This is a genomic window from Enterobacter cloacae complex sp. 372C4, assembly GCF_050030615.1.
Taxonomy (GTDB): Bacteria; Pseudomonadota; Gammaproteobacteria; order Enterobacterales; family Enterobacteriaceae; genus Enterobacter; species Enterobacter intestinihominis.
Map to the genome: position 1 here is coordinate 3,191,348 of NZ_JBLGUQ010000001.1, position 9,826 is coordinate 3,201,173.

At 52.3% G+C, this 9,826-nt stretch carries 20 protein-coding genes; 18 read left to right on the top strand and 2 right to left on the bottom strand.

What is annotated here, in order from left to right; translation table 11 throughout:
* Positions 1-280 precede the first annotated feature (280 nt).
* A complete protein-coding gene (locus ACQG11_RS15485) occupies positions 281-757 on the bottom strand; it encodes a hypothetical protein (protein WP_063407876.1) in 477 nt (158 codons plus the stop codon).
* Positions 758-792: 35 nt separating this feature from the next.
* Entirely contained in the window at positions 793-1,485 is a 693-nt protein-coding gene (locus tag ACQG11_RS15490) for an XRE family transcriptional regulator (RefSeq protein ID WP_126680762.1), read from the bottom strand.
* 127 nt (positions 1,486-1,612) lie between these two features.
* On the opposite strand from ACQG11_RS15490, the gene ACQG11_RS15495 reads away from it, so the two are divergent.
* From ACQG11_RS15495 to ACQG11_RS15580, 18 genes are all read left to right on the top strand, one after another.
* The gene (locus ACQG11_RS15495; protein WP_001514164.1) at positions 1,613-1,864 is read left to right on the top strand and encodes a transcriptional regulator; all 252 of its coding nucleotides are present in this window, start codon (positions 1,613-1,615) and stop codon (positions 1,862-1,864) included.
* A 29-nt stretch (positions 1,865-1,893) separates the two neighbouring features.
* Positions 1,894-2,436: a toxin YdaT domain-containing protein gene (locus tag ACQG11_RS15500; protein WP_180239219.1), complete on the top strand. Its 543-nt coding sequence runs from the start codon at positions 1,894-1,896 to the stop codon at positions 2,434-2,436.
* Positions 2,437-2,525: 89 nt separating this feature from the next.
* Positions 2,526-2,672, top strand: coding sequence for a hypothetical protein (locus ACQG11_RS15505; protein ID WP_426728525.1), 147 nt, complete (start codon positions 2,526-2,528; stop codon positions 2,670-2,672).
* Entirely contained in the window at positions 2,665-3,564 is a 900-nt protein-coding gene (locus ACQG11_RS15510; protein ID WP_045325430.1) for a hypothetical protein, read from the top strand. Before ACQG11_RS15505 ends, ACQG11_RS15510 begins: the two co-directional genes overlap by 8 nt.
* A complete protein-coding gene (locus tag ACQG11_RS15515) occupies positions 3,554-4,987 on the top strand; it encodes a DnaB-like helicase C-terminal domain-containing protein (protein ID WP_426728526.1) in 1,434 nt (477 codons plus the stop codon). Before ACQG11_RS15510 ends, ACQG11_RS15515 begins: the two co-directional genes overlap by 11 nt.
* Complete coding sequence (locus ACQG11_RS15520) at positions 4,987-5,286, top strand: hypothetical protein (protein WP_058660810.1); 300 nt, start codon at positions 4,987-4,989, stop codon at positions 5,284-5,286. The genes ACQG11_RS15515 and ACQG11_RS15520 overlap by 1 nt, the downstream gene beginning before the upstream one ends.
* Positions 5,283-5,825: a hypothetical protein gene (locus ACQG11_RS15525; RefSeq protein ID WP_063152992.1), complete on the top strand. Its 543-nt coding sequence runs from the start codon at positions 5,283-5,285 to the stop codon at positions 5,823-5,825. The genes ACQG11_RS15520 and ACQG11_RS15525 overlap by 4 nt, the downstream gene beginning before the upstream one ends.
* Positions 5,822-6,007, top strand: a complete 186-nt coding sequence (locus tag ACQG11_RS15530) for a hypothetical protein (RefSeq protein ID WP_060460437.1) — start codon at positions 5,822-5,824, stop codon at positions 6,005-6,007. The genes ACQG11_RS15525 and ACQG11_RS15530 overlap by 4 nt, the downstream gene beginning before the upstream one ends.
* Positions 6,004-6,678, top strand: a complete 675-nt coding sequence (locus ACQG11_RS15535) for an ead/Ea22-like family protein (RefSeq protein WP_426728527.1) — start codon at positions 6,004-6,006, stop codon at positions 6,676-6,678. The genes ACQG11_RS15530 and ACQG11_RS15535 overlap by 4 nt, the downstream gene beginning before the upstream one ends.
* Complete coding sequence (locus ACQG11_RS15540; protein WP_426728528.1) at positions 6,675-7,157, top strand: hypothetical protein; 483 nt, start codon at positions 6,675-6,677, stop codon at positions 7,155-7,157. The genes ACQG11_RS15535 and ACQG11_RS15540 overlap by 4 nt, the downstream gene beginning before the upstream one ends.
* Complete coding sequence (locus ACQG11_RS15545) at positions 7,150-7,350, top strand: hypothetical protein (RefSeq protein WP_199023950.1); 201 nt, start codon at positions 7,150-7,152, stop codon at positions 7,348-7,350. Before ACQG11_RS15540 ends, ACQG11_RS15545 begins: the two co-directional genes overlap by 8 nt.
* Positions 7,350-7,643 carry a DUF4752 family protein gene (locus ACQG11_RS15550; RefSeq protein ID WP_426728529.1) on the top strand — a complete coding sequence of 98 codons (294 nt, stop codon included), beginning with the start codon at positions 7,350-7,352 and terminating at the stop codon, positions 7,641-7,643. Before ACQG11_RS15545 ends, ACQG11_RS15550 begins: the two co-directional genes overlap by 1 nt.
* A gap of 218 nt (positions 7,644-7,861) precedes the next feature.
* On the top strand, positions 7,862-8,317 hold the full coding sequence (locus ACQG11_RS15555) for a YbcN family protein (protein WP_426728530.1): 456 nt from the start codon (positions 7,862-7,864) through the stop codon (positions 8,315-8,317).
* Positions 8,317-8,487 carry a NinE family protein gene (locus tag ACQG11_RS15560; protein WP_426728531.1) on the top strand — a complete coding sequence of 57 codons (171 nt, stop codon included), beginning with the start codon at positions 8,317-8,319 and terminating at the stop codon, positions 8,485-8,487. The genes ACQG11_RS15555 and ACQG11_RS15560 overlap by 1 nt, the downstream gene beginning before the upstream one ends.
* Positions 8,480-8,770, top strand: coding sequence for a DUF1364 domain-containing protein (locus tag ACQG11_RS15565; protein WP_112793087.1), 291 nt, complete (start codon positions 8,480-8,482; stop codon positions 8,768-8,770). The genes ACQG11_RS15560 and ACQG11_RS15565 overlap by 8 nt, the downstream gene beginning before the upstream one ends.
* Complete coding sequence (gene rusA, locus ACQG11_RS15570; protein ID WP_058683371.1) at positions 8,767-9,129, top strand: crossover junction endodeoxyribonuclease RusA; 363 nt, start codon at positions 8,767-8,769, stop codon at positions 9,127-9,129. The genes ACQG11_RS15565 and rusA overlap by 4 nt, the downstream gene beginning before the upstream one ends.
* Entirely contained in the window at positions 9,126-9,242 is a 117-nt protein-coding gene (locus tag ACQG11_RS15575; protein ID WP_094166857.1) for a hypothetical protein, read from the top strand. The genes rusA and ACQG11_RS15575 overlap by 4 nt, the downstream gene beginning before the upstream one ends.
* Entirely contained in the window at positions 9,242-9,742 is a 501-nt protein-coding gene (locus ACQG11_RS15580; RefSeq protein WP_426728532.1) for an antiterminator Q family protein, read from the top strand. Before ACQG11_RS15575 ends, ACQG11_RS15580 begins: the two co-directional genes overlap by 1 nt.
* The last annotated feature ends 84 nt before the right edge of the window (positions 9,743-9,826 follow it).

Below are 9,826 nucleotides of genomic sequence, written 5' to 3' on the forward strand. Positions count from 1 at the left end.
ATCTGCATGTTGTTAAAAAGCAGGCGACTTGCTGTCCGCCGCTGGCTAACTTCGCTCAGCTGTCGGTGTTTCGTTTCGATGGGCTAACAATAGCTAAAGCGATTATTTCAGTCAATCGCCAAAACGATATTTATCATCGATAAAGTGATAATTCATTGAATGTTAAAGCGATATTTTTTTAAACGAAGTAGAAAAAAGTGATGTTGAAGGCGGTTTGATGGGAGTGAATTGAAGGTAGTAGATGGAGGTATAAAAAAACCGGCTTTCGCCGGTTGGTTAATCAGTTGCAGTTAACTTTCCTGCCTACGAAGATCAAGTCTCCGTACTCGTCATTGGTATTCTTAAACCTAAGAACCTGTCCATTACGGATAAAGGCCCAGTAGAGTTGCTTACCTGTGTATCCGCCATAAGAATTTTTTGCGTTCACGAAAACACACGTTGAGTAACCGTAAACAAAGTTCCTGTTCTCAACCATAACCTCTTTGCGGAGTGGAGAGAAGTCGCTGAATTTCGCGGAATCAGGATCCTTTAAGGCATCCTTGATTGTTGCCTGAACCAGCTCTTTATAGTTCTTAGGCTTTTCACCGACATCGGCTGTTTCAAGATTGATATTTCTCACCTTCTCGGCAAACTCGGCATCATGTTTTTTAGCCTCAGCCATCTTCTGATCGTAATCAGAAGCAATACGGGCATAAGGTGGTTGCGCACACGCGCTGAGCAATGCAGAGGCGATAACTACAGCTGCTAATTTTTTCATCTTCCCATCCCAGAGTAATTACTGTGTAAATTTTGTTATGCGAATCTTTTATAATCGACTGACTGTCTCAGCAGTACTTTAGCCATGACGTAGAACACGTCCTCATCTTCAGGCTCGACGTACCATTTTTCGTAAATCGGGTTATCGGATATTACTGCCAGCCTGTCTCGCTGCATCTGCAGGCGCTTAACGTGCAGTGTCTTCCCAAATACGAAGACGTATACACCGTCACCATCAAAGTGCGTAACACCGGTATCAACGAAGATCTGATCACCAGGTGAAATAGTGCCGTCCATGCTGTCACCATTAACTGTGATCACTTTGACATGCGCAGCTGGACGATTGCCGAACAAGGCTCGCGCCTGCTCAGTCGTGTATTCAATGGCTCGGATAGTTTCAATGAAATCGCTGGTGACAATGCTGCCCGGCCCAGCGCTGGCTTTAACGTCGAGTACATCCACGCGGTAAATCCCATTCATTGACGGCTTAACCTGGTATAGCGCAGACGGTTCTCTTGCGCTACTTGAAGCCATTTCCCCTTCACCAGTAGACAGCCACTCCGGCCGCACACCCAGTACAGAGGCGATCTCAACAGTCTTACGAGAGCCGTTAGCTTCCTTGAGTAGCTTATTGACGCTGGACTGAGCCATGCCGACATCCTTGGCTAATCGGCCCTGTGTATATCCAGCATGTTTCATTGCCTGCGCCAGGCGCTCCGAGAATCCCATATTCACCTCTGTTAATGACTCCTTTAACTCTATCGCTCAAGCGATTATTTAGCAAAAAATCGCCTATGCGATTGACATTCGCTAAAGTGATAACCATAATCGCTTTAAACTGATAGCTGAGGTGATTATGAAGACCCCAACAGTAGAGAAGAACTCCGCAGTAGAGAAAGCGATCGCCATCGCTGGCAGCCAGAAAGAGCTGGCAAAACGTTGCGGTAAAGCCCAGTCCACTATCTGCGACTGGCTTAACGGAAAGAAACGCATCTCCCCGGTTCACGTTCCTGAACTGGTGAAAGCGGTTGGTGGTGAAATCCAGGCTCATGAATTCCGCCCGGACCTGCCGTCCATCTTTCCACACCCTGACAACCATGCCGCTTAACGGCGGCCCTAACCACGAAAGGGAAAGCAATGCATTCACTTGCGTATCAACACAATACCGGAATACACACGGGAGCGATGATAAACCGCGCTCAACCTAAGGCGGCGCCAGACCACGAAAAGATCCGCGATGCGGTCCGTGCATGGTCATCGGCGCTGGACAATCAGGACGTTGTCTCGGCGCTGATCATTAACGAATACCGGGAGCAGGGCGGGACCGCCATCAACTTCCCGGACGACATCAGCCGGTCGCGTCAGAAGCTGTTTCGCTTCCTGGATAACCGCTTCGACTCCGATCAGTACCGCGAGAACGTGCGCCAGCTGACACCCGCAATCATGGCGGTCCTGCCGCTGGAATTTCGCAACCGCCTAGCGCCGCAGAACGACACGATGTCGCTGATCGCCTCTGCGATGAAAGAGTGTGCCGAAGCTAAGCAGGCAGTACTTCTGGACGCTCCAGAGCATCAGAAGCTGAAAGAGGTAAGCGAAGGTATAGCCTCGCTGTTCCGCCTCATGCCGGAGCAAGTAGGGCCGCTGATGACGATGGTGACGTCGATGCTGGGGGTTATGTGATGGGAAGTTTCAAAAATGGCGAAAGCCAGTCTGCGCGAACAGAACTGGCCTTCAGATGCAAATCGTGTGCACTCATTGCAGGAGGAATAATGGCAAAAAATCCACGCTATTACCATACCGCTGTACATAAAAACATAACCCGCGACCGCTTCATCCGCGCGGTTAATCCGATTGTGGCAGAGAAGATGCGCGCCATCCTGGAAGAACTGAAACGTAAGGAGAGTGGCCGTGGGTAACGTATCCAATTTAGCCGAAGCCAGAGAGGCCAGAAGGCTCCAGAAACCGCGCACGAATGACGGTAAGGGGTTTGCCTTGCTGCACCGTAAAATTATGGATGTGCCGTTCTACAAGGACGCTGAGGCGGCTCATTTATGGGTTCACCTGCTCCTGCGCGCTAATCACGAACAGACAATGGTTTCGACTGATGTTGGCGATGTGATCTGCGAACGCGGAGAGTTTATTACCGGGCGAAACACGCTGGCAATGGAAACAGGTTTGACCGCTGATCGCGTTAAATCACTGCTACGTAAATTCCAGAACCTGGGCATGATCACCACCAAATCGAACAACCGTTTTACTGTTCTAAAAGTGGTCAAATATGACGAATATCAGTCAAATTTTTGTCCAGCCGATGTCCAGCCAGTGTCCAGCGCAAACGCAGTCGTACCAATGCCTGTTGAGGTGGAGTGTCCAGCCGATGTCCAGCCAGTGTCCACAGATAACAATATATTAAATAACTTACTACCTAACGGTAGTAAGTATGTCGCAAATGACCAGAAACCCGCTGAAGAGAAAAAGTCTCGTTTGTCATGCGATGAAGTGTGGCAATGCCTGAAAGACGAACTGCCTGAAGCCAGGGGATGGAGATGCCTCACTGATGAGCGACGCAATCTGATCCGCACCTTCTGGGGTAAGGCTAACAAGATTGCCCGCAACCTGGACGGCAAGCCGATGGATATGGACGGTTTCAGAAGCTATCTGCGCTACATCGCTCAGAACTGCCGCTGGATGCTTGAAGACCGACCAGACCAGAAATCCGGGAAGACATGGCGCCGCATGAAATTCGATAAGTTCCTGACCGAAAAGCTCTACATCGAAGTGCGCGAGGGGGATCGTGATGACCGCTGAATTCATGGCTTTACCACAAAACCTCGAAGCAGAGCAGAGCGTTATCGGTGGCCTGCTGCTGGACGATGACAACAGCGAGCGAGTCCAGAAGGTTCTGGCGATGCTCAAGCCTGAGTCGTTTTACAGCCGACCTCACCAGCTGATATTTGCCGAGATGCGCCAGATGTTTCGCGACAACAAGCCAGTCGATGGTCTGACATTGTTTGACGCGCTCGAAGGCAAAGGGCTAGCGGAGCAGGTAGGTGGCTTTGCTTACCTGGCGGAGATAGCCAAGAACACTCCCAGCGCTGCAAACATCGTTGCTTACGCAGCATCAGTCCGGGAAGCCGCAATGGAGCGCTACGGTATCAACCGCCTAACCGAAGCTACTGAGCTGCTGTATTCCCGCAACGGCATGAGCGCCACGCAGAAGTACGAGGCCATTCAGGGTATTTTCACCCAGCTCGCAGACCATTCAAAAACCGGCAGTCGCCGTGGATTGCGGTCGTTCGGCGAGGTTATGGATGACTGGGTAGCAGATCTGGAGAAACGATTTGACCCTTCAGGCGAACAGCGCGGCATGAGCACCGGTATCCCGTCACTCGATCGGCTGCTGGCGCCGAAAGGTCTGGTTAAAGGCTCTCTGTTCGTGATTGGCGCAAGGCCAAAGATGGGCAAGACAACCCTGTACGGGCAGATGGCGATCAACTGCGCGGTTCGTGAGAAGAAGCCAGCGCTGATGTTCAGCCTGGAAATGCCAGGCGACCAGATCCTCGAAAAACTGGTTGGACAGAAGTCCGGCATTAACCCGAGCATTTTTTACATGCCAGCCACGGATGACGCCGATGACCAGTACCAGGGCGACTACGACGGCGACTTTAAGAAGGCGATCGCTACAGCCGGCCGACTGAGTGAAATCGACATGCTGTACATCGACGACACTCCTGGTCTGTCACTGGCGCATATCGTTACCGAATGCCGTCGAATTAAGCGCGAGAAAGGCTGCGTAGGCATGATTCTGGTTGACTACCTGACACTGATGACTGCCGAAAAAGCAGACCGTAATGACCTGGCCTACGGGATGATCACCAAAGGATTGAAGAACCTCGCCAAAGAGCTTCGCTGCGTCGTCGTGCTGCTGACCCAGCTCAACCGTGAACTGGAGAAGCGAGTGAATAAACGCCCGTTACCGAGCGATTCCCGCGACACAGGACAGATTGAGCAGGACTGCGACTACTGGGTTGGCATCCACCGGGAAGGTGCTTTCGATGACAGCGTGCCGCCTAGAGAAACCGAGTTAATCCTGCGGCTCAACCGCCACGGCAGTACCGGTACGGTTTATTGCAATCAGATCAACGGGGCAATTTACGACACAGACCAGCAGGCCGCCGCCGCAGAACGCCGCGGGCGCGAGCAGCAGCCGAAAAAGAAAGGGGGCTTCTGATGAAAGGCAAACAGGCAATTCTGCGTTATCTCGAAACGCACCGGACCTTCACCGCGAAGGATGTGGCCACAGAGTGCGGCATGACCATCAACTGCATCACGAAGAACGCTCTCGATCTGGAAAAGTCTCGAAAAATTATCCGGGTGAGCAAGGTCTGGCGAACGGTGACTTATCGCCTGGCTACGCCGGAAGAGCAGGCTGGTACTGCGCGCAGTTGCACCAACGGAATATTTCAGGAGTGCCGCAACAGTCCGGCGATGAGAAGGGTATTGATGGTTTGTGGGAGGGTAGGGGTATGAAACAGAAATTTATCGAGTGGTTTACCAAGAACAACAACGGCTGCTCGCCAGCGATGGAAGACGACAGAAGCTTTGTGTACGAGATGACGCAGCACATGTTCGAAGCGTACCAGGCTGGCGTGGCTGAAGGTGAAGCCAGATGCGCGGCGCTGGCTGCGGAAGCTCACGGGTTTAAACGATTTTTCATCTTCGCCATCAACGCAGCATTCGATGGTTGTGACATCACAGGCTATCAGATTCAGGAAGTGGCTAAAGAAATTGGGCTGGTGAGAGTAGAGTCTTACAGCGCCGAAAAACACGCTGAAATGTCGGGCGATCCAAGCGTCATGGAGGAGGGTGATGATTTCTACATCATGAACAAAACCCCGGCGACCGACGCTTTCCTGGCTGAAGTGCGGGCCGCCGCAGTAGATGAAGTTTGCCTGAAAATTAGCAATGCAATTGTTAATTGCTATCAGGACGAACAGGTCGGCCTTGATGCAGCGGCAACTATTTGCGGTGACTTCGCCGCCCAGCTTCGCAAAGGAGTGCAGTCATGAAAAACCGTAAAGCAAAAATCATCATTCTTCGCGCCCTGAAAAACTGCTACCCGCGCCAGTGGCTGAACGTAAGCAATCGCCGCATGGTTCTCTTCACGCTAGGTGGTGTTAGCCGTGAAGGGCATCAATTCAAAAAGAGCGCAGCACAGAATCGCTGGAAGAATCATGTGAGGTTCCAATGAGCAACATCAACAAACAGGGGCTGCGTGAAGCGGCGGAGAGAGCAGAATCCGATAGTTGGGGTTATGATCGCGATGAATTCAATGAGGCTCTAACCCCGTCCACCGTGCTGGCACTGCTAGATGAGTTGGAAGCCAAAGATTCCATGATAGCAGCACAACAACATGAGATCCGTACGTTACTGAATGCGCTTGAGGGCAGACCATGCCCTAAATGCAACGACACAGGCATGGCTGATAGTGGCGGTACGCAACCCTGGGGCGAGCCAATAAGCGTTCCATGTGATTGCGCCGCCCCGCCAGCGCCGGTATCTGTGCCTGATGCTATTCATTCTCAAGGCGAAAAGTCAGCCTCTGATGATTACTACGCGCTCGGCTGGAACGCCTGCCGCGCCGCCATGCTTAAGCACTCTGAGCCATTCATAGTAACGAGCGATCATCGCATGATGGAGATGCCTCAAGTTGAGGCTATCAACGCTGTCACCGCCATTCTTCAGGGTGCCGATGGTGCCCTCACTAATGAGGATACCAAAAGCGTGGGCGAGTTGGTCATGTGGGTTAAGCGTTTAGCCCATTCACTCAGAAAGGCCAATCCTGATAGTAAGTTACAAAGCGATGCAATGGACTACTTGAGCAGGAAGGGGTTGATTGGCGTGGAGGATATACTGCGATGATGACAGATAAAGACCTGACTGATGATGTGCTGGACGAGATTATTGCCGGAGCCAAAACGTCGATGGAGCAGTATCTTGCTCTGTCGTTGAAGGCTGAGCGAGCTGCCAATCGACAACAAAACTCACAACAAAATATTACGGAAAATATTCTGGTCACGCAGTTTAAGCCGGTAGCAGACCTGTACGGCTTAACCTCGCCAACCGGCAGCGAAACATCATTCACTTTCGACGCTGTTGAAGCTCGCGATTTTATTGATGGCGGGTGGTCATGTCAGGAGTACGTGGAGCTTGAACGCTTTCAGGAGGCTGTGAGCGGCAACTCTCCGGTGATTCCGGATGGTTGGGTGGTGGTGCCGGTTGAGCCGACAGAGGAAATGAACAAGGCTGGATGGACCGCGATGAATGAACATGACGCTATCAACCCAACCTACCGCGCCATGCTCGCAGCAGCGCCGCAGCAGGAGGCCGACAATGAGTAGTCTCAACGTTATTGCGGCCAGAGCCAGATTGATTTCATGGAAAAGACAGTTTGGCCCGCTTGTCAGATGCCCTGAATGCTTTCACGGGATCGCTAAATGTGGGCTATGCAAAGGTTCTGGCAAGGTCATTCAGGAAGATATCGACGCATGGAATAACCCGATAGCAAAATTCAAGCGGCAGGAGGTGAAGTGATGGACGAGCTCAAAAACTTCAGCGCAACGGACTGGTTATTTTTCGCAACTATGGTGATTGCATGGTTTTACCTGGTAGCCAAAGCGTATGGCTGGTTTATTGGTATTCTGTTTCGCCGTTGTTGGCGCTGGTGGAACCGGAAAGACGAGAAAACCCTAGCTATGGATTCGTTTTACGAGGCTTTTGATCTGGCTGATATCAATCCTGGGGATAGCATGGTGATCACCACCCACAGTGGAATGACGATCCGCATACATCGGCCCGAGGCTAAGTGCGACGTAAAACCGCTTTGACGCAAAAATTCAGGCCTCTTCGGGGGCCTTTCTCTTCAGTTGATTTTGTTGAATCAACCGTCCATACTTTCTTTGCTGATGGACTGAACACCCATTGGTGACTTCTGCGCATTTAAGGGGACTTAAATGCGACCACAATCTGAACTCCTCACCTTGTCACAGATGCAGAAATGCACCTGCGATTTTCTGCATTCTGCGGTTTCCTTTAAGGAGGCCGTATGACTCTGCCAGTAGACGGTATCAAACTCCATCGCGGCAACTTCGCGGCCATAGGCCAGCAAATTCAGCCATTGCTGGATGCAGGCCAATGCTTCCGCCTTCAGGTTAAGCCGTGGCGCGAGAAACGCAGTCTGTCGCAGAACGCGCTCAGCCACATGTGGTACACCGAAATCAGCGAATACCTCATCGCCCGCGGCAAGACCTTCGCTACGCCTGAGTGGGTCAAAGACGCGATGAAGCACACCTATCTCGGCTACGAAAGCAAGGACCGGGTAGACGTCGTGTCCGGAGAGGTCACTACCGTGCAGTCACTCCGCCATACTTCAGAACTGGAAACCGACGAGATGTACATTTTTCTGTGCAAAGTCGAAGCCTGGGCGATGAATATCGGCTGCCACCTGACCATCCCGCAGAGCTGCGAGTACCAGCATCTGCGCGATAAGCAGGAGGCCTGATGTCTACTCCACTTTCCCGCGTCATCACAAACGAAATCTTCCGCGTTCCGGTACGCCGCAAGCGTAAGCCCGCAGTTAAGCCGTCAGACATCCCGACACTGAAGGGCTACACCGCCCGCCTGGTTGATCAGAAATGGCTGCGCCTCGCAGCACGGAGGGCGCATGGCTAATTTATGCAAGGCCGCACGCGGCCGCGAATGTCAGGTACGCATTCCGGGAGTCTGCAACGGCAATCCTGAAACCTCAGTGCTGGCACATATCCGCCTGGCGGGTCTGTGCGGCACAGGAATAAAGCCGCCTGATCTGATCGCCACCATCGCATGCAGCAGCTGCCACGACGAGATTGATCGCCGCACCCGCCTGGTCGATTCCGAATACGCAAAGGAGTGCGCGCTGGAGGGCATGGCTCGCACGCAGGTCATCTGGCTTAAAGAGGGGCTCGTAAAAGCATGAATGAATACCGTATCAGCCTCCCGTGGCCGCCGAGCAACAACCGCTACTACCGGCATAACCGCGGGCGTACGCACATCAGCGCAGAAGGGCAGGCGTACCGCGACAGCGTCGCCAGAATCATCAAAGACTCAATGCTGGATATCGGCCTGGCTACACCCGTGAAAATACGCATTGAGTGCCATATGCCGGATCGCCGCCGCCGCGACCTGGACAATCTGCAAAAGGCCGCGTTCGACGCCCTGACGAAATCCGGGTTCTGGCTCGATGACCAGCAGGTCGACTACTACAGCGTGAAGAGGATGCCAATCGTCAAAGGCGGCAGGCTTGAACTGACCATCACCGAACTGGAGGCCGAATGAATCACACAGACTTCCTGCGGTACCAGGCAGAAAGCGTTAAGCGCGCCAGCATGCCGCCAGTAGCAAAGCACAGCCAGACCAAAACAAACCAGCCACAGAAGGAAGCCGCATAATGAAACTGGAATTAACCAACGACCAGCATCAATGGGTAGACCAGTGGCTCCAGTTGTGGGGCGCATGGTGCCAGACCGGCAAGATTGATAAAGCGATGATCAACATGATTGCCAGATTCATGGCTACCGTCGAGCCCCAGCAAGCATCACGGCCGGTATGTAGTGATGATGACGGAATGCTCATTGATGCTGTCATTCGCCACTACCTGAAGAATGTGGATGAAAATGCCTGGCGGGTTATCTTCGCTTACTACGTCTGCAACTCCAGCGAGATACGGATCGCTTCATGGCAGCATGCTGTCAGCAAACCACGCCTGATGAAGACGCGAGCCGGTAACCAGTACAAGCGCCCAAGCATCTCAACCATTCGCCGGGAAGTGAAGGATGTCATCAATGCGGCGCTGTTCTGTTTGTATCAACCGCTGCAAAATGCGTTTAACGATCGCGAAAATGTGAGGAAAATTGCAAAAAAGTCTCATAACGTGCTTGCTTTCCAATGAACAAATGAGCAGAATAATTCGTATATGTTGCCGTTGTTGTGTGTGACATGAATGAATATTAAGCCTCGCCATCGTGCGGGGCTT